The organism is Nonomuraea guangzhouensis, assembly GCF_019396345.1.
Lineage (GTDB): Bacteria > Actinomycetota > Actinomycetes > Streptosporangiales > Streptosporangiaceae > Nonomuraea > Nonomuraea guangzhouensis.
On record NZ_JAHKRM010000004.1, the window covers coordinates 175,426 to 196,866 of the forward strand.

Genomic DNA, 21,441 nt, shown 5'->3' on the forward strand with positions numbered 1-21,441 from the left:
GCTCAGCCCCCGATCCTGGGGTCGATGGCGCGGTAGGCCAGGTCGAGCAGCGTACTGATGGCCACGTAGACGACCGCCGACAGCAGCACCACGGCCATCACGACCGGCATGTCCCGGCCCGTGACGGCCTGCATCGCCACCTGCCCGAGCCCCGGCCGGCCGAACAGCACCTCGGTGATCACCGTCCCGCCGAGCAGCGTGCCGGTGAACCACCCGGCCAGCGTCACGGCCGGGATCAGCGCGTGCCGGAGCGCGTGCCTGGCGACCAGGGCCCGCTCGGTCAGCCCGCGCGCTCTGGCCGTGACCGCGAACGGCTGCTCCAGCGCGCGTTCCAGCCCACCGCGCAGCACCTGCCCGAGCACGCCCGCGATCGGCAGGCCCAGGGCGAGCGCGGGCAGCACGAGCGCCTGCGGCCCCGACGCGCCGGACACCGGGAACCAGCCGAACGTGAACGAGAACACCGACAGCAGCACGATCCCGATGAGGAACGGCGGCACCGAGACCGACACCAGCTCGGCGGCCGAGGCGGTACCGCGCAGCCAGCGGCCCCGCCCCGCGGTGGCGAGCGCGATGATCACGGCCAGCGACACCCCGGTCGCCGCGGCGGCGAGGGTGAGCTGGAGCGTCGGGCCGACCTGGGTGGCGAGGATCTCGCCGACGCCGCGCTGGAGCTGGTACGAGCGGCCGAGGTCGCCGTGCAGCAGCCGCCACAGGTACGACAGGTACTGGACCACCGCGGGACGGTCGAGCCCCCACTCCGCGATGATCTTGGCCCGGATCTCCGGCGTGTCGGCGCCGTCGCCGATCAGGATGTCGATGGTGTCGCCCGGGGCGAGCAGCAGCGCGACGTACGACGAGGTGGCGGCGGCCCAGAGCACGGCCAGCCCGGTGCCCAAGCGTTTGATCATGTGCCGGCCTGGACGTCGTAGGCGTTGCGCGGCGTTCCCGAGCCGGGGTCGAAGCCGAGGCCGCGCACGCTCTTCTGGGCGGCCAGCTGGTCGGCGGGCACATAGATCGGGAACACGATGGCCTTCTCGGTCACCACGGCCCGCTGCACCTTGGCGTAGATCTCCTTGCGTAGTGCCTGGTCGGCGGTGGCGGACGCCTGGGCCAGCCACTTGTCCACCCGCGGGTCGGAGAAGTGGCTGCGGTTGATGGCCCCCTTGGTCGGCAGGATGAGGTTGAGCGCGGCGCCGACGTCGGAGTCGCCGCGGGAGTTCTCGAAGATCTCGTACTGGTTCTCGTCCAGGGCCTTCTGCGCCGTGCCCTGGTCGACGATCTTCACCTGGAAGTCGATGCCCGCGCTCTGCTTGACCTGGGCCTGGACGGCCTGGGCGAGGATGTCGCGGCGGTCCCTGACGAACGGCGCCGAGGAGACGCTGCGTACGGTGAGCCGTACGCCGTCCTTGACCCGGAAGCCCTCACTGTCGCGCTTCGTCCAGCCGGCCTCGTCGAGCAGCGCGTTGGCCTTGGCCGGATCGCCGCCGAACGTGTGCTCAAGGGACGGGTCGTAGAACGGGCTCGCCTTGCCGACGACGCTCCACGCCCTGGTGGCGGTGCCCTGGTAGACGGAGGCGAGGACGGCGTCGACGTTCACGGCCTCGCGGAAGGCCTGCCGTACGCGCTGGTCGTCGAAGGGGGCGTGGGAGGTGTTGAAGTAGTAGGAGAAGGAGGTGCCCGAGTTGAGGGCGGTCTGGAAGGCGTGGTCCTTCTTGATCAGGTTCACCTCGGTCGCGGGGACGCCCTCGATGACCTGTACCTGGCCGGAGGTGAGCGCGCCGACGCGGACCGCGGCCTCGGGCAGGAAGCGGTAGGTGAGCTCCGAGAGGTACGCGGGCCCCTGGTGGCCGGCGCTCGGCGGCGCCCACTTGTAGGCGGGGTTGCGGTGGTAGTGGAGCTCCTGGCCCTGTACATACCGGTCGAGGATGAACGGCCCGGTGCCGACCAGGTCGAGGCCGCCGAACTTGAGGTTCTTGGCGCTCTTCAGCGACTTGGGCGAGACCTGCCCGCCGTACGGTGAGGCCAGGAAGTCGAGGAACAGCCCGTCGGGCTTCTTGAGCGTGACCTTCACCGTGGTGGGCGAGACCACCTCGGCCTTGTCGAAGGCCGCGAGCTGGATCGCCGCCACGGCCGCGTTGTAGCCCGGCACCAGGAACTGATCCAGATTGGCCTTGACCGCCGCGGCGTCGAACTTCGTGCCGTCGTGGAAGGTCACGTCGTCGCGCAGCTCGAAGGTGTAGGTCAGCCCGTCGTCCGACACCTTCCATGACTTCGCCAGCCATGGCTCGAAGGTGCCGTCGCGGCCTCGGGAGAGCAGCGCGTCGAACTGGTTGAACACGAGCAGCCGGACCTTGTTCTGCGCCCACTGCTGTGGGTTCAGGGTGATGGGCTGCGTCTCGATCGCCCAGGTCAGGGTGGCGGCCTGGGCTTGCTGGGCGGACGACTGGGAACCGCAGGCGGCCAGGGTGAGCACGAGAACGACGAGGATCCGCTTCATGAGCGGCCGTCCCAGGCGCCGGCCAGCAGCTCGTAGCTGCGTACGCGGTCGGCGTGGTCGTGCGTGATGGTCGTGACCAGCAGCTCGTCGGCGCCCGTCACCTTCCGCAGCACGTGCAGCCGTTCGGCGACGGCGTCGGGCGTGCCGACGAACCGCGTGTCGATCCGGTCCTTCACCAGCGCCAGGTCCCCGGCGCTCCAGACGTGCGCGTCGGCTTCCTCGGGCGTCGGGTACGTCCTGGCGCCCTCGCCGGTCCTGATGCTGCGTACCCACAGTCCGTACGGTTTGGCCAGCTCCCGCGCGGTCGCGTCGTCCGCCGCCACGACGACGTCGGCCGACACGATCACGTAGGGCTCGGCCAGCGCCTTCGACGGCTTGAACGCCTCGCGGTAGGCCTCGACGGCGTCGAGCACTGAGGACGGGCTGACGTGGTAGTTCGCCGCGAACGGCAGGCCGCGTTCACCCGCCACCTGGGCGCTCTGGCCGCCGCTGCTGCCGAGGATCCACAGCTCCACCTCCGCCCCCTCGCCGGGGACGGCGTGCGCCTCGTGTGTGCCGGTCAGGAACGCGATGACGTCGTCGATCTGCTCGGCGAAATCGGGCGTCCGGGCGCCGGGCTGCTGGAGCAGCGAGGCGTGGAAGGCCAGGTGCGGATGCTTGGCGAGCCTGGACCAGTCGAACGGCGGCGGTATGAGCAGCCCACCGACGACCCGCCCCGCCTCCGGTGGCGGGGCCTTGGCGGCGAGTTCGGTGCGGCGTTGGCCGGAGCGGCCGATGCCGAGGTCTATCCGGCCCGGATACAGCGCGTCGATCAGCCCGAACTGCTCGACCACCGACAGCGGCGTCTGGTGCCCGAGCTGCACGGCCCCGGACCCGACCCTGATCCGGCTGGTGGCCGCCGCCACCAGCCCGATGAGCACGGCCGGGGCCGAGCTGGCCACGCCGGCGGCGAAGTGGTGTTCGGCCAGCCAGTAGCGGTGATAACCGAACGCCTCGGCCCGCCGGGCCAGGTCGAGCGTGTTGAGCAACGCGGCACGCGCGGTGCCGCCGGAGGTTATGGGGGCGAGGTCGAGGATGGAAAGCGTCATGGCGTCCTCTCGGGAAACGGCCTGCTGGGGATCTCCCGGCGCAGTACGGGCGCGATCTCGGCCTGGAACAGCTCCAGCGCGCCCCTGTGTTGCTCGGGCGTGAGCCCGTCGGCGTCGGCGTGCAGGTGCATGACCTCGTGCCCGAACCGCTTGTGATAGCGCGACACCTTGTCGATGATCTGCTGCGGGCTGCCGACCAGGATCGAACTGCGTTCGATGGCGTCCTCCAGCGTGCTGAACACCGGCTTGAGCCCGAGCTTGGCGAACAGCGCCAGCCGGGCGTCGAAGATCGGCCGGTAGGTCTCGATCGCCTCCTGGGAGGTACGGGCCGCGTAGTAGCCCGCCGTCCCAGCCCCGATCAGCGCCTCCGCCGGGTCGTGCCCGTAGTGGGCCCACCGCTCCCGGTAGTAGTCGATCAGCTCGGCGTACGGCTCGATGGGGTTGGTGACGTTCGCGGAGAACAGCGGGTCGCCGTAGCGCGCGGCCAGGTCCACCGACTCCTTGCTGGTGGCGCTGCCGTGCCACACCCTGATCGGCCGCTGGAGCGGCCGGGGCCAGGTCTCGGCCTCGGTCAGCGAGGGGCGGAAGCGGCCCTCCCAGGTGACCTTGTCCTCCCGCCAGAGGCGGCGGAACAGCTCGTACCCCTCGCGGTTGCGGTCCCACTGGTCCTCGGCGGTGACGTGGAAGAGCTGCGCCTGCGCGGCGCCGTTCCCCTTGCCGATGATCAGCTCCAGCCTGCCGTCCGAGAGGTGGTCGAGCGTGGCGTAGTCCTCATAGGCCCGTACGGGATCGAGCAGGCTCAGGGTCGTGACCGCGGTGAACAGCCGGATCCTGGACGTCTTCGCCGCGATGTGGCTCAGCACCACCGGCGGCGAGGAGGAGATGAACGGCCGCTCGTGCCGCTCCCCCACCCCGAACCCGTCGAAGCCGAGCTCCTCGGCCAGGACCGCGTTCTCGACGACCTCGCGGAACCGCTCGGTGTGCGACCTCTCGTCGTTATGGACGATCAACGTGATAGCCAGAAATTTCATGACACCTCCGCATAGCGGCTGGCCGGGCGCGGCAGGCCGAGCAGCCCGCGCAGCGTCGTGGCCTCGTACGATCGCCTGAACGCCCCGCGCCCGCGCAGCTCCGCCGTCAGTCCCCTGGTGATCGCCTCCAGGTCGTACGGCAGCGCGCCGGGGCGCAGCCGGAACCCCTGGATCCCGGCCCGCCGCCACTGGAGCAGCAGGTCGGCCAGCTCCTCGGGCGTGCCGGTGAAGATCGCGGCATCGGAACGCAGCTCGGCCCCGTCGAGCCCGTCGAGGCGGGCCTTCCGCTCGGCGGCGTCAGCGCCCAGGAACACCACCAGGTCGGCGAAGACGGTCAGCTCCGCCGACAGCTCCCTGACCTCCTCGACGATGGCGCGCGCGTGGTCGGCGGAGTGCGGCGTGACGTACACGACGTCGGCGCCGCCCGCGGCGAACTCGTACGGCAGCCGGGCGTGGGCCAGCGCCGTGACCACCGGCTGGCCCTGCGGCGACCGGGGCGTGATCGACGGCCCCTTCACCGAGAAGAACCTCCCGGCGAAGTCGATGTAGTGAAGCTTGTCCCGGTCGATGAACCGCCCGCTGGACAGGTCGCGAATCTCCGCGTCGTCCTCCCAGGAGTCCCAGAGCCGCCGCACAACCTCGACCGCGTCGCCGGCCTCCTCGAAAAGCGCCCGCACGTGCTCACCATCGACCTGAAAGGACCGCCCCAGAGACCCCTCACCACCAGAAAGCCCCGCCCCCTCCAGAAGGCCTGTGCCCTCCTGGGGGGCCGCGCCCTCCAGAGGACCTGCGCCGTCCGGAGGACCCGCTCCCCTCAGGAGACCCGTGCCCTCCCGAGGACCTGTGCCGTCCAGGGGCGGGAACTGGCGGCGGCCGAAATGGGCCGCCTCGGTGCTTCTGGCGGAGATCTGCGGTCGCCAGCCGGCCCGGCCGCCGCTGATGTGGTCGAGCGCGGCGATGCCGATCGCCACGTGGAACGGTTCGGTGTGCGTGGTGGTGGCCGTCGGCACCAGCCCGATCCGGCTGGTGAGCGGTGCCAGCCGGGCGGCCAGCAACACGGCGTCGAACCGCCCGCGCACCTGGTCGGCCCGCGAGTCGGCCCCGTCCCACAGCGTGGACTGCAGGCCGAGCGAGTCCTCGATCGTGACGAAGTCGAGCAGCCCCCGCTCGGCCTCGGCCACGAGCGCCGCCCAGTAGCGGGCCGAGAAGATGCTCTCCGGCCGCGCGGACGACTCGCGCCAGGCAGCCGGATGCCAGCCGGCGCCGTCCAGCGCGACGGCGAGGTGCAGGGTCATGACAGCTCCAGGTGCTCGCGGAGGGTGGTCCCGGCGTAGTCGGTACGGAAGGCGCCGCGTTCCTGCAGCAGCGGCACCACGCGGTCCACGAACTCGTCGAGCCCGCCGGGCGTCAGATGCGGCACCAGGATGAACCCGTCGGCCGCATCAAGCTGCACGTGCTCGTCGATCTGCCGGGCCACGCCCGCCGGCGTCCCGACGAACGTCTGCCGTCCGGTCACCTCGATCACCAACTCGCGGATCGTCAGCTTCTTCTCCTCGGCCAGCGCCCGCCATTTGGCGGCCACCGCCGCCCGGTCGCCGATCTGCACCCGCCCCTGCGAGACGCCTTCCGACAGGTCGGGCTCGACCTCCGGCAGCGGCCCGTCGGGGTCGTAGGCCGACATGTCCCGGCCCCACACCTGCTCGATGAAGGCGGTCGCGGTCTGCGGGCCGACCTGCTGGCGGCGGATGGCGGCCGCGTTCTCGGCGGCCTCCTCCTCGGTGTCGCCCAGCGCGTACGTGGCCGCGGGCATGATCTTCAACTGGTCCGGCTCGCGCTGATAGCGGGCCAGGCGGCGCTTGACGTCGGCGTAGAAGGCCCGGCCGTCCTCCAGCGTGCCGTGGCGGCTGAAGATGACGTCGGCCGTGGCCGCGGCGAACTCCCTGCCCTCGTCGGAGTCCCCCGCCTGGATGATGACGGGATGCCCCTGAGGGCTGCGCGGCAGGGTGAACTGTCCTTCGACGGTGAAATGCGGGCCCTCGTGATGAACGGTCCCGATGGCGCCGGGGCGTACGAACTGGGCGTGGTCCTTGTCGGCGAGGTGCGCGCCCGGCTGCCAGGAGTCCCAGAGCTCCCGCGAGAGGCGGACGAACTCGGCGGCGCGCGTGTAACGGTCGGCGCGGTCGAGGTAGCCGCCGCGCCGGAAGTTCTCGCCGGTGAAGGCGTCGGAGGTGGTCACCACGTTCCAGGCCGCCCGGCCGTCGCTGAGGTGGTCCAGCGTGGACAGGCGCCTGGCCAGTTCGTACGGCTCGTTGAAGGTGGCGTTGACGGTGCCTGCCAGGCCGAGGCGCTCGGTGACGGCGGCGAGTGCGCTCAGCACGGTGAGCGCCTCGGGGCGGCCGACCACGTCGAGGTCGTGGATGCGGCCTTTGAGCTCGCGCAGCCGCAGCCCCTCGGCCAGGAAGAAGAAGTCGAACCTGCCCCGCTCGGCCGTCCTGGCCAGGTGGACGAACGAGGCGAAGTCGATCTGACTGCCGGAGCGGGGGTCGGCCCAGACCGTGGTGTTGTTCACGCCGGGGAAGTGGGCCGCGAGGTGGATCTGCTTGCGCGTCACTGGTCGAAGGGGTTCGTGTGGGCTGGTGCGTCGGCGAAATCGGGCATCGCGCCTCCTCCTAAATGCCTACACAAACAGTAGGAAAATAGGGTTTTTATGTCAATGCCCCCACGGAGTTGCGCCCTCCTTCCCGTACGGCCAGGCACTGCCCGACCCGCGCGCGAGCTACACGGTCATGGTGTACGTGCTCGGCGCCATCGCGCTGGAGGCAGCGGAACTCGAAGGCACCGGCCCCGTGCCGCCGGAGGAGGAGCGGATCGCCGCCCGCCAGGCCGCCTTCGCCGTCGACCCGGCGCTCTTCCCGCGCACGCACGCCGCGGCCGACGCCATCGCCGCCTACATCTCGACGGAACAGTTCCGCTGGGGGCTGGAGCGGCTGCTGTCGAGCCTGTGACCCCGCGTCCCGCTACGGCGAATCGGGCGTGGTCAGCAGGCCGCGCAGGACGCGGGCGAGCACGGCCGCGTCGTCCGGCGACAGGCCGGCGGCCAGCCGGGTCAGGTTGGCGGCGTGCTCGGTGAGCGCGGCGTCGATGACCCGCAGACCCTCCTCGGTGAGCGCGATGCGGAAGCTGCGGCGGTCGGCCCGGTCGAGACTCCGCTCGACCAGCCCCGCCGCCTCCAGCCGGTCGAGGCGGTTGGTCATGCCGGCCCGCGACATCATCAGCGTCGCCGACAGCTCCGACGGGATCAGCGTGTACGGAGACCCGCGCCTGCGCAGCGCGGACAGCACGTCGAACTCACCCTGACGCAGCCCGTGCCGCGCGAACACCTGCTCGACCGCCGCCTCCACGACCCGCGACACCATGGCGATCCGGCCGAACACCGCCATGGCCGACAGATCCAGGTCGGGCCGCTCGCGGCGCCACTGCTCCACTATCGCGTCGACAGCGTCCCGCGACTGGTCGGGGGCCTGCTCCTCCGGCTCGCCGTTCATGGGGTCGATCCTATTTGGACCGTGCGTACTAACCATGCGGCGCGATCCACAGGCCCCCGTCGGTCACCTCCTGGGCGACGTCCAGGAGCTTGCGGTTGCGGGCGCGGGCGTGCTCGCGCAGCACGCCGAAGGCGTCCTCGATGCCGACGCCCAGGCGCGCGGCCAGCATGCCCTTCGCCTGCTCGATGAGGACGCGGCTGTCCAGGGCGTTCTGGAGCTGCTCGGCCACGAGCTCCTGCCGGCGTACGGTCCGCTGCTGGAGGATGCCGATGGCGGCCACCTCCGCCATCGCCTGGCCGAGCTCGGCGAGCGCGGGGTCCAGGTCTCCGGTGGTGGCGCGGAAGAGGCTCATCGAGCCGAGCCGCTGGTCGCGCAGGCGGATCGGCAGCGTGTGGACCGCGGCGTACCCGGCGGCGCGGGCGGCGGGCGCCCACCGGGGCCAGCCTCCGCGCTCACCGGCCACGTCGGGGCAGAACACCGGCCGGGCGCCGTGGTAGGAGTCCAGCCCCGGCCCTTCCGCATGACGGAGCTGCAGGAGCTGGAGCTCGTACGCCGCGTCGTCCGATGCGGCCGCCAGCTCGGCCCCGGGAAGGTCGAGCAGCAGCACTCCGGCGGCGCTGACCTGGAGCAGTTCGGCGCCGTACCGGGCCAGTGCGCGCAGGTGGTCCTGGAGATCGAAGCCGGGGCGCAGCGTGTCCGCGAGCTCGAGCAAGGCGCGGCGGACTCGTCGGTCGTCCATCCCGGTCCTCTCCTCGTCTGAAGACGTGGAACAAGGGGCCACCAGGGTCTGGAGCGGCATTCGGCTTCACAGCTTAGTGTTGCCTATCCTTCCCGCCGCCACCTCGGGGGGAAATCTCCCCCTCCGGGTGCGATCTCGTACACCGGCGAGATGTGCAACTTTATTTGCGCAAATTTTCTTTCGCTTCTAAAGTGGAGTCATGGCCCAGCATGAGACCCGCCGCATCAGCGATCTCGACGAGCTCAAGGCGTTCACCCACCCGCTGCGCCTGAAGCTCTACCGAGCCCTTCTCGTGGCCGGCACGGCCACCGCCTCCCAGTTGGCCGACCAGGTCGACGAAGCCGTCTCCCTGATCAGCTATCACCTGCGCAAGCTGGCCGCGCTCGGCCTCATCGAGGAGGCCGAGCCGCAGAGCGGCGACGGCAGGGAGCGCTGGTGGCAGGTCGTCTCCCAGCACCTCAGCGTCATGTCCCAGGACCCGGACGACCCCCCGGAGACCACCGCCGCCCGCACCGCGCTGACCCGCGTGGCGTACCGGGTGCAGGGCGAGCTGTATGAGCGCTATCTCGACGAGCAGCTCGCCTGGCCGGCGGAGTGGCGCGGCGCGACGTTCAACTCCGAATACCTGACCACGCTCACCAGCGAGGAGCTGCGACTGCTCGGCCAGGAGATCGACGCGGTCGTCGAGCGGTGGTGGGCGCACGGCAGGGCCGCCCAGGAGGCGGGCGACACCGAAGCCCGCGAGCACGTCGCCTTGCAGTTCTTCGGATTCCCGTTCCGCGCTTGAGACTTACCAGGAGGTCGGCACATGCACCCCGACATGCATCTCTACACCGAACAACACAGAGCCACCGAATTACGGGCCGAGGTGACCAGGTGGCGCCTGCACCGAGACTGCCGGCGCGAGCTGCCGCCCCGGTGGGCGGCCGGTGTGACGGCGCTCGGCTGGACGCTGGTGTCAGCCGGCCTGCGCCTGATCAGCCTGCCCCAGCGGCCACCCGTGCACCGTTCGGCGCTCCGGTGATCACCGCTGATAGCCTTATGGCGTAAGGAATTACCGCGTCCGTGAGGAGTCGTCAGGTGGTGGTCTTCGCCGGCCAGGGAGACGCGCGCCGCTCGATGGGCCTGCTGTGGCGCGCGACGGCGCCGGAGGAGCCCCGCACCGGCCCGGGCCCCAAACCGGGGCTGAACGTGGACATGATCGTGGACGCCGCGATCGCGGTCGCCGACGAGCAGGGCATGGCGGCCCTGTCCATGCGCGCGGTGGGCGAACGCCTCGGCCGCACGGCGATGGCCCTCTACACGTACGTGCCCAGCAAGAGCGAACTGATCGACCTGATGTACGACCACGCCCTGGCCGAGCTGCCCACCGGCTACGACCTGGAAGACGGCTGGCGGACAGCCGTGACGTCGTGGGCCGGGGACATCTGGGCGTTCTACGTCCGCCATCCGTGGGTGCTGCAGGTGTCGCAGGCCCGGCCGGTGCTGGGGCCCCACGAGTTCGTGATGCTGGAGACGCTGGTGGGCCTGCTCCGCGCCACCGGACTGCGCGGCGGGCGGCTCCGGGGCATCGTCTCGCTGCTGACCGACTTCATCCGGGGCGCGGCCAGGACGGTCGCGGAGTCCCGCCAGGCGCCGGCGGTGACCGGGGTGTCCGACGAGGAGTGGTGGCACGCCCGATCGGCGCTGCTGGAAGAGGTCGCACCTGGGTTCGCCGAGCGTTTCCCGATGGTCGTCTGGATCGAGACCGACGACCCGCCTCCCCGCTCGAGTGAGGCCGCGCGGTCCGGCCAGGCCACGACCTACCTGGAGGACAAGGCGAGACCGGCCTTCGCCGCCGGGCTCACCGTCGTGCTCGACGGGATCGAGGCGGCCATCGACCGCGCGGGCGTCAACCCGGCAGGCTGACCTCCGGGTCGCCGTCGGCGGAAAACGCGTTGAGCGGCCGCCCCCCTCTGTGGCAGCGTCGGCCGGGACGGTCTCCCGCGATCCATCAGGAGGTGTGGCACATGGCCACCAAGGTCCTCGGCGAAGTCTCGGCTCACACTTCGACGCGAGTGGTCGCCTGACGCGTACCGGGCTCCTCGCGTTGGAGTGATCTTCCATCACGATCACGAGGAGCAAGAGTGACTTCCCCATCATCCTTCGAACCCCTGCTGGGGGCCGAGGGCAATCCCACGCCGGTGGTCCGGCACGGCGACGTCGTGCTGCGCCCGGCCGGGCCGTGGACGGACAGCGTTCACGCGCTGCTGCTGCATCTGGAGAACGTGGGCTTCACCGGGAGCCCGCGCCTGGTCGGCGACGGTTACGACGAGGAGGGACGTGACGCCGTCAGCTACATCGACGGCGACTTCGTCCATCCGCACGCCTGGTCCGACGAGGGCGTGTGGCAGGCGGGCCGCCTGCTGCGCGCGCTCCACGACGCGACGGCCGGATTCCGGCCGCCGCCGGACGCGGTGTGGCAGCCGTGGCCGTTCGAGAGTTCCGCGTCCGATGCGATCATCAGCCATCGCGACACGGGACCGTGGCACACCGTGGCCCGCGACGGCCTGCCGGTCGCCTACATCGACTGGACCAGCGCCGGTCCGATCGATCGGCTGGACGACGTGGCGGGTGCCGCGTGGTGGAACGCCCAGTTGCACGACGACGACGTCGCCGAACGGCAGAACCTGCCCGGCGCGGAGGCACGCGCGGGTCAGCTGCGCCGCTTCCTCGACGGCTACGGGCTCACCGCAGCCGAACGCGACGGCTTCGTCACGCGGATGATCGAGTTCGCCATCCGTGACTGCGCGTCCGTGGCGGTCAGGTCGCGGATCACGCCCGAGACCAGGGACCCGGGCCCGCTGTGGGCCCTGGCCTGGCAGGCGCGGGCGGCGGCCTGGATGCTGCGCCACCGGCCACTCCTGGAGAACGCCCTCGCGGCGTAGCCCGACAACGGTGGCTGCCGTTTCTTCGGACGGCAGCCACCCACCCAGCTGCGAGCGGCTGACGGCCCTGGTCCTGCGACCGCTGACGGCTCAGGCCTTGCGAGCGGCTGGCGCCCCAGGTCTTGTGAGCGGCTGACGGCTCAGGCCACGCCCGGTGCGCCCAACCGGCCCACGCCGTTGGCCAGCAGGGCGAACGCCTGCTCGGCCTCGTTCGCCGCGCCCGCGTAGCGCTCGTCCGCGGCCTCGCCGGCCGCCAGCAGTCTGGCGTTGTCCAGCATCAGCATCCAGTGGACCGCCACGATCTGGACGGCCGCCAGGCGCGCGGCGAACTCACCGACGGCCGCCGTCTCGCGCAGCGCGTCGGCGAGCGCCCGCTCGGCCCCCGCCTGAAACCGGTACATCCGGGCCACCAGCGCCGGCGTCTCCAGGACCATCCGGTAGAGCGCCACGATCGGCGGCAGGTCATTGAGGCCGGTGATCGGGTCCCGCCTGGCCAGCGCGTCGAGGTAGCGCACCCGCAGCGCCTCCAGCGGCGCCATGCCCGCCGGCCGGGCCCGGACCACCTGGCCGAGCTCCGCCTCGTGATCGGCGAACCGGTGCACCACGAGGTCTTCCTTGGCCGGGAAGTAGGCGAACAACGTGCGCCTGGACACCTCGGCCGCCTCCGCGACCTGGGCCACGGACACCTGGTCGAACCCATGCCGCAGGAACAGCTCGACCGCCGCCTCGGAGATCGCCGTGTGCGTCCGCTGCTTCTTGCGCTCGCGCAGCCCGGGCTCACTGGTCACATGCGCGAGCCTACCAGAAATCTGCACTTGGACTTTTTCTGCACTGGGTATACATTCGCACTCAGGCGACGGAAAGAGGAGGGGCCATGAAGGACACCGAGGTGATCATCGCGGGTGCCGGGCCGACCGGCCTGACGCTGGCGTACGAGCTGGCGCTGGCCGGGGTCGGCACGCTGGTGCTGGAGCGGCTGCCCGAGCGCATCGAGCAGACGAAGGGCGGCGCCATCCAGCCCCGTACGTCCGAGCTGCTGGAACTGCGCGGGCTGCTGGAGCCGCTGCGGAGCCGGGCCATGGAACGAGCGCCGGGGGGCGGCCATTTCGCGTTCCTGCCGGTGCCGCTGGACTGCGAGCCGTGGCGTACGCGGCATCCGTACCCGATCGCGATCCCGCAGTGGGAGATCGAGGAGGTCCTGGAGGAGGCCGCGACCGCCCTCGGCGCGCGGGTCCTGCGCGACACCGCGGTCACGGCGGTCGAGCAGGACGACGACGGGGTGACGGTGAGCGCCGGCGGGCAGCGGTTCCGGGCCGATTATCTGGTCGGCTGCGACGGTGGCCGCAGCACCGTTCGCAAGCTGCTCGGGCTGCCGTTCCCCGGCAGGGACGGAACGTTCGTGGCGGTGCTGGCCGACGTCCGGCTGTCGGCCACGTCGGCGTCGGTCCCCCAGACGATAGGCCACATGAGCGAGATGGTCCGCGAGGGCGGCGGCTACTGGGCCATGCTGGTTCCGATCGGGGGCGAGCGCTACCGGCTCACGTTCGGCAGCGAGGACCAGGGGGCCGACCGCGACGCGCCGGTCACGGAGGAGGAGATCACCACCGCGCTACGGGCCGTCTACGGCGAGGAGATCGTGCTGCGCGCGGTGGACAACTCCTCGCGCTTCACCGACGCGACCCGGCAACTGGCGGACTACCGGGCGGGCCGCGTGCTGTTCGCGGGCGACGCCGCGCACATCCACCCGCCGTTCGGCGGCCAGGGCCTGAACATCGGCGTGCAGGACGCGATCAACCTCGGCTGGCGGCTGGCCGCCACCGTCCAGGGCCGGGCGCCCGACGGCCTCCTGGACCGCTACCAGGCCGAACGGCATCCGGTGGCCGCCGGAGTCCTGCACCACACGGCCGCGCAGCGGTTGCTGGGCATGCCGCGACCGACCCAGGACGTGCTCGCGCTGCGCGACATCTTCACCGATCTGCTGCGACTGCCGGACGCCAACCGCCACATGGCGGGCCTGATGTCCGGCCTGTCCCTGAGCTACGACCTCGGCGGCGAGCATCCTCTGGTGGGGCAGCGGGTGCCGGACGCCGACCTGCTCGTCGGCGCGGAGCCGGTCCGGCTGTCGGCGCTGTTCGGGGCGGGGCACGCGGTCCTGCTCGACCTGGCCGGGATCGTCCCGGCCGAGCTCCGGCTGCCCGCCCGGGTGGATCTCGTACGGGCCAAGGGCCCGGCCGACCTGGGCGCGGCGGCCGTGCTCCTGCGCCCCGACGGCTACGTGTGCTGGGCCGCCGACGACGCCGCCACCTGCGAGCGGACCCTGGCGACCGCGATCACCGACCACATCGCCACACATTAGGGACATCCAACGGCGGCCGGCGGGCGAATACCTGGCGGGCCGTACACCGGCACGGGAAGGAACAGCGGCACGACTCGTTGGCGGCGGTTCGTGCCGGCCTGATCGTGACGGTGTACGCGGTGCCGGCAGCGGCATCCACTCCGGTCGCCGGAATCCCGGCGACCGGAACGGATGGAACGCCGCGCGGCCGGGACGACTGGACCCCTGCCGGCCGTCCCGGCCGATCACCTGTCCATGGTCATCACGCCGAGAAGAGGCGGTCGAGCCAGGCGTGCCAGGCCGGCCCCTGGTCGCCGGTGCCGGTGTAGAGGTGGTGCGCGGCGACCATCGAGCCGCCGATGCCCTGCAGGAAGCGGTAGATCGCGTCCGGGGTCCGTACGCCCAGCGTCTGGGCGTTGGCGAAGTAGACGACGCCGTCGATCGGGGCGAGTCCGGCGGGCGTGAACCGTACGGGATCGCCTGCCTTAGGGTGGTCCGCGATGCCGAGCTCGCCGTAAAGGACCGCCCAGGCGCGCGGCCAGTCGGCGGCGACGGGCGGCCCGAACTCCGTGACGGGCGTCGCGGTCCGGCCGCTGAAGTGCGTCAGGTAGGCGACCAGGGTGGCGAAGAACATCTCCAGGCCCAGGGACATGGCCTCGAACTCGGTCTCCCAGTCGTCACCGGGCAGGAAGCCGCTGGCGACCATGCGCAGCGTGGTGCTGCCCTGGTCGCGGCCCTCGACGAGGAACTCGAAGGCGACGAACCGGCCGTCCTCGGCGGTCGGGCTGGTGTGCGCGAACCGGGCGGGCGGCTCCGAGGTGGTCACGGTGGATTCGGGGGTGTACTGGCCGAAGACGGTGCGTACCACGCCGTCGGCCACCTCGTTGCGGCCCATGAACCACGAGTCGATGCCCGGACCGGTCGCGATGGCCGCCCACACCTCCTCGGGACTCGCCCCGACCGTGGCCTCCTGGGGGAGCTCGAAGGACTCTCCCACCTCAGCGCTCCTTCAGCGACGGGTGCACCGCGACGACCAGCCGGTGGTCGCGACCGCCCGCCGCCGTCTCGTCGTGGTACTTGCTCACCAGCGCGGTCACGGCGTCGGTCAGCTCCTCGGCGAAGGCCGCGCGGTCGGCCGCCGAGGCGAACCGCACCTCGCCGTCGATCGCGAACGTCGCCACCCGCTTGCGGGCCTCGGTGGCGCCGGTGATCAGCGCCCCGACGTCGCGGACGAGCTGGGCGGCGACGGCGAGCAGCCAGCGGGCCGACAGGCGGTCGGGCGACTTGCCCGGGTCGGGCTGCACCGCGGCCAGCGCGATCGGGGAGATCACGAAGGACGCGGCCGTGGCCTGCATCACCCGCTCGGTGACGTTGCCCTTCTTGCGTTCCTCCACGAGCTCGACCAGCCCGTGCCGCTCCAGCGTGCGCAGATGGTAGTTGACCTTCTGCCGGGCCAGGCCGACCCTGGCCGCCAGCGACGTGGCCGAGCCGGGCTCGACCAGCTCGGCCAGCAGCTTCGACCGCATCGGGTCGAGCGACGCCTCGGCCGCCGCCGGGTCTTCGATCACCGCCACTTCGTACATGGATAAAACGATCGCACCGAAAAAAGTTACTGTCAAGAAAGGTGAGCTGCTCGGTCCTCCAGCGGCAGGAAGGCGTCCAGGGCGGCGGCGACCAGCTCAGGGCGCTCCAGGGTCTGCATGTGCGGGGTGCCGGGTAGTTCCTGGTAGACGGCGCCCGGGATGCGGCCGGCGAGGGCGGTCATGATCTCCGGCGTCGTGGAGGCGTCGAGCTCCCCCGCGAGCACCAGGACGGGCGCCTCGAACTTCGCGAGCCCGCCCTGCACGTCCAGCCCCTTGAAGGCGCGCCACGCGGCGGCCCAGTCGACCGGGTCGCCACGCAGCACGCGCTCCCGGGCGTACCGGACACCCCACTCGTCGGTGGCGAGCGCGGCGGGGGTGAACCACCGGGTGAGCGACGGCACGATCTGCGCCCGCATGCCGTCGGCCTCGGCCGACCGCGCCCTGTCCTCGAACGCGCCGAACGGGAAGTCGGTGGTGGCCAGCAGCGACAGCGAGGCGAACCGCTCCGGGTGGGCGATCGCGGCGGCCTGCGCGATCCCGCCGCCGTAGGACAGGCCGACGACGTGCGCGCTTTCGAGCCCGAGCGCGTCGAGCACGCCGATGAGGTCCCGGACCGTGTCCGCCATCGTGAACGGTGACGGCGACCCGGCCCCCGCCCCGTGGCCCCTGATGTCGTACGCGTACACACGGCGTCCCGCCGGCAGCCGGGTCATGACCGGCTCCCACATCCGCCAGTCCAGGCCGAGCCCGTGGAGCAGCACCACGGGCGGTCCGCTCTCGCCACGCCGGGCGACCACCGTCTCGTGATCGGCCAGCCGCACCTCACGCAACGTGGCCGGGCGCGGGACCGCGGCTTCGGCCAGGACCTCGTCGATGACGGTGAGGGCGTTCAGCGCCCGGGGGAAGCCCGCGTACAGGGACACGTGCTGGGCCAGGGCGCGTAGTTCGTCGGGCGCGATGCCGTTGTGCAGGGCGGCGCGGGCGTGGGTGGCGAGTTGCGCCTCCGCCCCGCCGATGGCGGCCAGGATCGCCACGGTCGCCGTCTCGCGGGCGGCGCGGCCCAGCTCGGGGCGAGCGAGCGTGCCGCCGAACGCCCCCTCGACCAGGGCGTCGTACATGTGCGGCGATCTCAGCCGCACCTCCCCCAGCGTCTCCTCGGGATCGGACCCCATCAAACCTTGGAACTCCCTGCGACCGTTCATGCCACACACTCCTTCTCAGCGCTTTCTTATGATCAAAGCCTGCGGGAGCTGCGGCGATATGTCCAAGACATGATCCGCCTTATGGTTATACATCGGATATATCACCACCGAGCGCGGCGAGCTCGGGATGCGCGGCCACGAAGGCGATGAACGCCGCCAGCGCCGCGCCCGGACCGCGGGCCGCGGACCAGGCCAGTGACGGCGTCCAGGACGGTTCGGGGTCGAGCCGGACGATGGCCACCGGCATCCCGGGCTCCTCGGCCACCGAACGCGGCAGCACCGCGGCGGCGAGCCCGACACTCGCCAGCGCGCGGGCCGTGCGGTAGTCGCGGGTCTCGAACCTGACCCGCGCCTTGGCACCCGCCGCCACCAGCGCGGACAGGACGATCTCGCGCACCGTCGACCCCGGCGGATACAGCACCAGGTCGGCCCCGTCCAGCTCCGCCACCGGCAGGCGGTCCCGCCCGGCGAAGGGCGTACCGGCGCCGGTGATGAGCACCAGCGGCTCGGCGCCGAGCGGGTGCCAGGCCAGCCGCGTGTCACCGGACCCGGGCCGGGTGGCCAGGGTCGCGGCGTCGAGGCGGCCCGCGTCCAGGCCGTCGAGCATGTCCTGGGTGGTCTGCTCCTTCAGCTCCACCGTGACCGCCGGGTAGGCGGCGGAGAAGGCCGCCAGCACCCGCGCGACCTGGGTGGCCAGCCCTCGGGCGGTGCCCAGCCGGATCCGGCCGCGGGTCCCCTCGGCCCAGCCGAGCATCTCCTCCTCCACCGCCGCCAGGTCCGACAGGACGCGGTCGGCGTGCTCCAGCAGCGCGCGGCCGGCCGGGGTGAGCCCGACGCGGTGCCGGTTCCGCTCGAACAGGGTCAGGCCGAGTTGGCGTTCGAGCTTGCGTATCTGCTGGGACAGCGCCGGCTGGGCGATGCGCAACGCCTCCGCGGCCCGGGTGAAATGGAGCTCCCGGGCCACGGCCTGGAAATATTCGAGCTGACGAGAGCTGATCATCGCCCGATTGTCCCAGTGCTCCTAAGGCGTCATGCGGGTGACAGCCACGCGTGGAGGGCCGCCGTCAGGGTGGTGGTGTCGGCCGGGCCCGGGGCGGAGGCCCAGGCGACCGTGCCGTCAGGGCGGATCAAGGCGGCCGACAGGCCGTCATGGTCCTCGACGGTCGCCTCGGCGACGTCCAGCGAGCCCCGCCAAGCCGCCGCCGCCCGCGCCACCTCGGGCTGTGAGGGGGCGTGGACGAGCAGCGGCCGGCCGGACGCGGCGAGGTCCGCGAGGGTCCGTGTCTCCCCGGAAGCCAGCGTGAGCCGCAGGTCGGGGCAGGGGCGGCCGGCCAGGAGGTGGGTGGCGGGGTAGGGGAGGTCGTAGCGGGTGCCGAGCCCGTTCAGCAGCCGGCCGAAGTAGCGGTTGGCCTCCGGCAGGTCGAGCAGGTCCGACACGATGTCGCGCATGGCCGCCGCGTGCGCGCCGGGTCGCAGCAGCGCCGACTGGGCGCGGGTGTTGTGCAGGACGGCGGCGCCCACAGGATGGCGTTCGGCGGTGTAGGTGTCGAGCAGGCCGTCCGGTGCGTGCCCGGCGACCGTGGCCGCGAGCTTCCAGCCCAGGTTGACGGCGTCCATCAGCCCCAGGTTCAGCCCCTGGCCGCCGTTGGGCGAGTGGACGTGGGCGGCGTCGCCCGCGAGCAGGACCCGGCCGAGCCGGTAGGTGGCCGCCTGGCGGGCGACGTCGGTGAAACGCAGCGTGTCGTGGACCGCCGCCACCTCGACCTCGACGCCCGTCACCCGGTACAGGCTGTCCCGCATCTCCTCCCCGGTCAGCGGCGCGGCACGGTCCTCGGGGAAGCCGTCGAACTCGACCGTCGCCACCATGCCGGGAGCGCACATCAGCATCCCCTTCGGCAGCCAGCCGGGCTCGGGCAGCCGCTCCATCCCGGAGATGTCGCCCCTCAGCCGCCGGACGACACTCGTGGGGGCGGTGCCGGGAAAGTCGAACCCGGCCAGCTTCCGCACCGTCGATCGGCCGCCGTCGCAGCCGGCCACGTACCCGGCGGAGATGTGCCGCTCCCCCGCCGGGGTTCGCACGGTCACGGTGGCACCGGAGTCGTCCTGGGTCAGGGCCGTCACCTCGTGTTCGCGCCAGATCGGGACGCCGAGGGAGGCCAGGTGCTCGGCGAGGATCCGTTCCAGGTCCGGCTGCCAGATCAGCGCGCCGGTCCGCTCGGGTTCCTCCTGGAGGTCGGGGTCGATCTTGTGGATCTGGGCGAAGTGCCCCTTCTCGCTTCCGTGGTCGCGTGCTTTGTCGGCGAGCCCCTGTTCGTGGAACTTCGCCAGGGCCTCCCCCAGCCCGCGGCGGCGCAGCGCCTCCGCGGCCAGCGGCCCGATCCCGCGCGCCTTCGGCTCGCTCGTCGGCTGGGCGAGCCGGTCCAGGACCAGCGGCGTGGCCCCGGCCAGCCGTAATTCGGCGGCGAGCAGCAAACCCACAGGTCCGGCCCCGACCACCACGACATCGGCGTTCATGCGCCCTCCAAACTAGACTAGACGGTCTAGTCTCGTACACTAGACCCTATTCGGAGAGAGTGGGTACAGACCATGGCCGACCACGGCCCGCGACGCTCACCGGCCAAGCGCCGGGCCATCCTCGACGCCGCCATCCAGGTCTTCACCGACCTGGGCTACGCCCGCGCGAGCGTCGACACGATCGCCGCGCAGGCGGGGGTCGGCAAACAGACCGTCTACGGCCACTTCGGCGACAAGGAGCAGCTCTTCCTCGCCGCGATCCAGGAAGCCAGGTCGGCGGTCGCGGGCGCGCCGGCTCGGAGCGCGCCGGCGGCAGGAAGCCCGGCGGGCCGCGGCACGTCGGCGGCAGGAGGCTCGGCGGGCCGCGGCGCGTCGGCGGAGGGCGGTCCCGCGGGGCGCGGGGGGACCGCGGGGGCGGGCATCGTCGTCACGGGTGATCCGCGCGAGGACCTGACCGCGCTCGGTGAGCGGACGCTGGACATCGCGCTGTCGCCGCGGGTGGCGGCGCTGCACCGGCTGACCATCGCGGAGGTGGGCCACCATCCGGAGCTCCAGCGCACCTGGCGGGCGAGCTCCTCGTCGCTGGACGGCGGCGTGGCGGACTACCTGCGCGCGTGCGACCGCGACGGCAGGCTGCGGGTGCCGGACCCGGTCAGGGCGGCCCGCCAGTTCTCGCACCTGGTGATCACCGAGGCGCGGGTCGACACGGCGTACGGCATGCTGCCCTTGTCCCCCGAACGGCGGCACGCCATCGCCGCCGAGGCCGCCGATCTCATCATCCGCGCCCACCACGTCTAACGCGGAACGAATCCTTCCGCATTACCTCCTACGGTGGGTCTCATGATGGACATGTCGTGGTCCCAGGTCAGCGCCAGGCGTTTGGAACGGCAGGGCCTGACCGCCCCCGCCAAGGACGCCACCCCGGCGGACGTCGTCGCCGCCATGTGCGGCGCCCACGCTCAGGTGATGTCGGCGGCCGAGCTGTCGGTCGGCCTCCGCCTCGACGGCGTCAGCCGCACCGGCGTCCGGGAGGCGCTGTGGGACGAGCGCAGCCTGGTCAAGACGCACGGCCCGCGCGGCACCGTCCACCTGCTGCCCGCCCGCGACCTGCCGATGTGGATCGGCGCCCTGTCGTCGCTGCCCTCCTCGTACGCCGCTCACGCCCCGGGCATACGCCTGACCCCCGCCCAGACCGACCAGGTCGTGGCGGCGATCCGCGAGGTGCTGACCGGAGCCGCCCTGACGATCGACGAGCTGAGCGACGCGGTCGTCGCCGCCACGGGACCGTGGGCGGGAGACCTCGTCATGCCGGCCTTCCAGACGATGTGGCCGCGCTGGCGGCAGGCCATGGCGACGGCGGCGCACCGGGGCGCGTTCGTGTTCGGGCCGGCGAGGGGCCGCAAGGTCACCTATACCGCCCCACCGGCGGGTTTCCGGCCGGCTGACGGGTGTGTCGAGCTGGTGGACGCCTATCTGCGGGCGTACGGTCCCGCCACGCCCGAGCAGTTCGCCAAGTGGATCGGCGCGCCGGTCACGTGGGCGGCCGCGGCCTTCGCGGCGGCCGGGCCGGAGCAGGTGCTGTTCGAGGGCGTCCCGGCCTGGGTGGCGGCCGGTGACACCGAGGTGCCGGACGAGCCGCCGAGGGGCGTACGGCTACTGCCGTACTTCGATGCCTATGTCGTGGCCGGTCGGCCGCGCGAACTGCTGTACCCGGGCGCGGCCGCCGCGCGGGCGCTGAACGGCGGCCAGGCGGGCAACTTCCCGGTGCTGCTCGTGGACGGGCAGGTGGCGGGCGTCTGGCACCAGCGGCGGTCCGGCCGCCGGCTGGCCGTAACGGTGGAGACGCTGCGCGAGCTCACCCCCGCCCAGCTACGCGAACTCGACGAGCAGGTCGCGCTCGCCGGACAGATCCTGGAGGGCGAGCCGCGGCTGACACTGGGCCCGATCACCGTGGGCGGCCACGCCTGACGTTGACCAACG

22 protein-coding genes are annotated in these 21,441 nt (G+C 72.1%); 8 read left to right on the top strand and 14 right to left on the bottom strand.

Annotation, left to right across the window (positions count from 1 at the left end; all coding sequences use genetic code 11):
• Positions 1 to 2: 2 nt before the first annotated feature.
• Genes KME78_RS08990 through KME78_RS09020 form a run of 6 tightly spaced genes read right to left on the bottom strand, consistent with a single transcriptional unit; the run spans position 3 to position 7,227 of the window.
• Positions 3 to 908, bottom strand: coding sequence for an ABC transporter permease (locus tag KME78_RS08990; RefSeq protein WP_219528340.1), 906 nt, complete (start codon positions 906 to 908; stop codon positions 3 to 5).
• Positions 905 to 2,497 carry an ABC transporter substrate-binding protein gene (locus tag KME78_RS08995; protein ID WP_219528341.1) on the bottom strand — a complete coding sequence of 531 codons (1,593 nt, stop codon included), beginning with the start codon at positions 2,495 to 2,497 and terminating at the stop codon, positions 905 to 907. Before KME78_RS08995 ends, KME78_RS08990 begins: the two co-directional genes overlap by 4 nt.
• Complete coding sequence (locus KME78_RS09000; protein ID WP_219528342.1) at positions 2,494 to 3,585, bottom strand: MsnO8 family LLM class oxidoreductase; 1,092 nt, start codon at positions 3,583 to 3,585, stop codon at positions 2,494 to 2,496. The genes KME78_RS08995 and KME78_RS09000 overlap by 4 nt, the downstream gene beginning before the upstream one ends.
• Positions 3,582 to 4,616 (bottom strand): LLM class flavin-dependent oxidoreductase, encoded by a 1,035-nt coding sequence (locus tag KME78_RS09005; protein ID WP_219528343.1) that lies wholly within the window; start codon positions 4,614 to 4,616, stop codon positions 3,582 to 3,584. The genes KME78_RS09000 and KME78_RS09005 overlap by 4 nt, the downstream gene beginning before the upstream one ends.
• Positions 4,613 to 5,911, bottom strand: coding sequence for an LLM class flavin-dependent oxidoreductase (locus KME78_RS64060; RefSeq protein ID WP_246650760.1), 1,299 nt, complete (start codon positions 5,909 to 5,911; stop codon positions 4,613 to 4,615). The genes KME78_RS09005 and KME78_RS64060 overlap by 4 nt, the downstream gene beginning before the upstream one ends.
• Positions 5,908 to 7,227, bottom strand: a complete 1,320-nt coding sequence (locus KME78_RS09020) for an NtaA/DmoA family FMN-dependent monooxygenase (protein ID WP_308126859.1) — start codon at positions 7,225 to 7,227, stop codon at positions 5,908 to 5,910. The genes KME78_RS64060 and KME78_RS09020 overlap by 4 nt, the downstream gene beginning before the upstream one ends.
• Positions 7,228 to 7,402: 175 nt before the next feature.
• On the opposite strand from KME78_RS09020, the gene KME78_RS09025 reads away from it, so the two are divergent.
• Positions 7,403 to 7,621, top strand: a complete 219-nt coding sequence (locus tag KME78_RS09025) for a hypothetical protein (RefSeq protein WP_219528344.1) — start codon at positions 7,403 to 7,405, stop codon at positions 7,619 to 7,621.
• 12 nt (positions 7,622 to 7,633) lie between these two features.
• Here KME78_RS09025 and KME78_RS09030 read toward each other — a convergent pair whose 3' ends face one another.
• Together KME78_RS09030 and KME78_RS09035 are read right to left on the bottom strand one after the other, a co-directional pair.
• Positions 7,634 to 8,161 (bottom strand): MarR family winged helix-turn-helix transcriptional regulator, encoded by a 528-nt coding sequence (locus KME78_RS09030; protein WP_219528345.1) that lies wholly within the window; start codon positions 8,159 to 8,161, stop codon positions 7,634 to 7,636.
• A gap of 28 nt (positions 8,162 to 8,189) precedes the next feature.
• Entirely contained in the window at positions 8,190 to 8,900 is a 711-nt protein-coding gene (locus tag KME78_RS09035) for a GAF and ANTAR domain-containing protein (protein ID WP_219528346.1), read from the bottom strand.
• Positions 8,901 to 9,099: 199 nt separating this feature from the next.
• Here KME78_RS09035 and KME78_RS09040 point away from each other — a divergent pair, with 199 nt between their 5' ends.
• The 4 genes from KME78_RS09040 to KME78_RS09055 all read left to right on the top strand — a co-directional run bounded on the left by KME78_RS09040 (position 9,100) and on the right by KME78_RS09055 (position 11,827).
• Positions 9,100 to 9,687 (top strand): ArsR/SmtB family transcription factor, encoded by a 588-nt coding sequence (locus KME78_RS09040; RefSeq protein WP_219528347.1) that lies wholly within the window; start codon positions 9,100 to 9,102, stop codon positions 9,685 to 9,687.
• 21 nt (positions 9,688 to 9,708) lie between these two features.
• Positions 9,709 to 9,924, top strand: coding sequence for a hypothetical protein (locus KME78_RS09045; protein ID WP_219528348.1), 216 nt, complete (start codon positions 9,709 to 9,711; stop codon positions 9,922 to 9,924).
• A 56-nt stretch (positions 9,925 to 9,980) separates the two neighbouring features.
• A complete protein-coding gene (locus KME78_RS09050; protein WP_219528633.1) occupies positions 9,981 to 10,808 on the top strand; it encodes a TetR/AcrR family transcriptional regulator in 828 nt (275 codons plus the stop codon).
• A 218-nt stretch (positions 10,809 to 11,026) separates the two neighbouring features.
• On the top strand, positions 11,027 to 11,827 hold the full coding sequence (locus tag KME78_RS09055; RefSeq protein WP_219528349.1) for an aminoglycoside phosphotransferase family protein: 801 nt from the start codon (positions 11,027 to 11,029) through the stop codon (positions 11,825 to 11,827).
• 140 nt (positions 11,828 to 11,967) lie between these two features.
• Here KME78_RS09055 and KME78_RS09060 read toward each other — a convergent pair whose 3' ends face one another.
• Positions 11,968 to 12,615, bottom strand: coding sequence for a TetR family transcriptional regulator (locus KME78_RS09060; protein ID WP_219528350.1), 648 nt, complete (start codon positions 12,613 to 12,615; stop codon positions 11,968 to 11,970).
• An 86-nt stretch (positions 12,616 to 12,701) separates the two neighbouring features.
• Between KME78_RS09060 and KME78_RS09065 the strand changes: the two genes are divergently transcribed.
• Entirely contained in the window at positions 12,702 to 14,183 is a 1,482-nt protein-coding gene (locus KME78_RS09065; protein ID WP_219528351.1) for an FAD-dependent monooxygenase, read from the top strand.
• 241 nt (positions 14,184 to 14,424) lie between these two features.
• Here KME78_RS09065 and KME78_RS09070 read toward each other — a convergent pair whose 3' ends face one another.
• The 5 genes from KME78_RS09070 to KME78_RS09090 form a co-directional block, all read right to left on the bottom strand.
• Entirely contained in the window at positions 14,425 to 15,159 is a 735-nt protein-coding gene (locus KME78_RS09070; RefSeq protein ID WP_219528352.1) for an SRPBCC family protein, read from the bottom strand.
• Position 15,160: 1 nt separating this feature from the next.
• The gene (locus KME78_RS09075) at positions 15,161 to 15,745 is read right to left on the bottom strand and encodes an ArsR/SmtB family transcription factor (RefSeq protein WP_219528353.1); all 585 of its coding nucleotides are present in this window, start codon (positions 15,743 to 15,745) and stop codon (positions 15,161 to 15,163) included.
• Between the two features lie 32 nt (positions 15,746 to 15,777).
• Positions 15,778 to 16,947, bottom strand: coding sequence for an alpha/beta hydrolase (locus KME78_RS09080; protein WP_219528354.1), 1,170 nt, complete (start codon positions 16,945 to 16,947; stop codon positions 15,778 to 15,780).
• Between the two features lie 85 nt (positions 16,948 to 17,032).
• Positions 17,033 to 17,947 carry a LysR family transcriptional regulator gene (locus KME78_RS09085; RefSeq protein ID WP_219528355.1) on the bottom strand — a complete coding sequence of 305 codons (915 nt, stop codon included), beginning with the start codon at positions 17,945 to 17,947 and terminating at the stop codon, positions 17,033 to 17,035.
• A gap of 29 nt (positions 17,948 to 17,976) precedes the next feature.
• Entirely contained in the window at positions 17,977 to 19,461 is a 1,485-nt protein-coding gene (locus KME78_RS09090; RefSeq protein ID WP_219528356.1) for an FAD-dependent monooxygenase, read from the bottom strand.
• Between the two features lie 72 nt (positions 19,462 to 19,533).
• On the opposite strand from KME78_RS09090, the gene KME78_RS09095 reads away from it, so the two are divergent.
• Together KME78_RS09095 and KME78_RS09100 are read left to right on the top strand one after the other, a co-directional pair.
• Entirely contained in the window at positions 19,534 to 20,259 is a 726-nt protein-coding gene (locus KME78_RS09095) for a TetR/AcrR family transcriptional regulator (RefSeq protein ID WP_219528357.1), read from the top strand.
• A 42-nt stretch (positions 20,260 to 20,301) separates the two neighbouring features.
• Positions 20,302 to 21,429 carry a winged helix DNA-binding domain-containing protein gene (locus KME78_RS09100; RefSeq protein WP_219528358.1) on the top strand — a complete coding sequence of 376 codons (1,128 nt, stop codon included), beginning with the start codon at positions 20,302 to 20,304 and terminating at the stop codon, positions 21,427 to 21,429.
• Positions 21,430 to 21,441 lie beyond the last annotated feature (12 nt).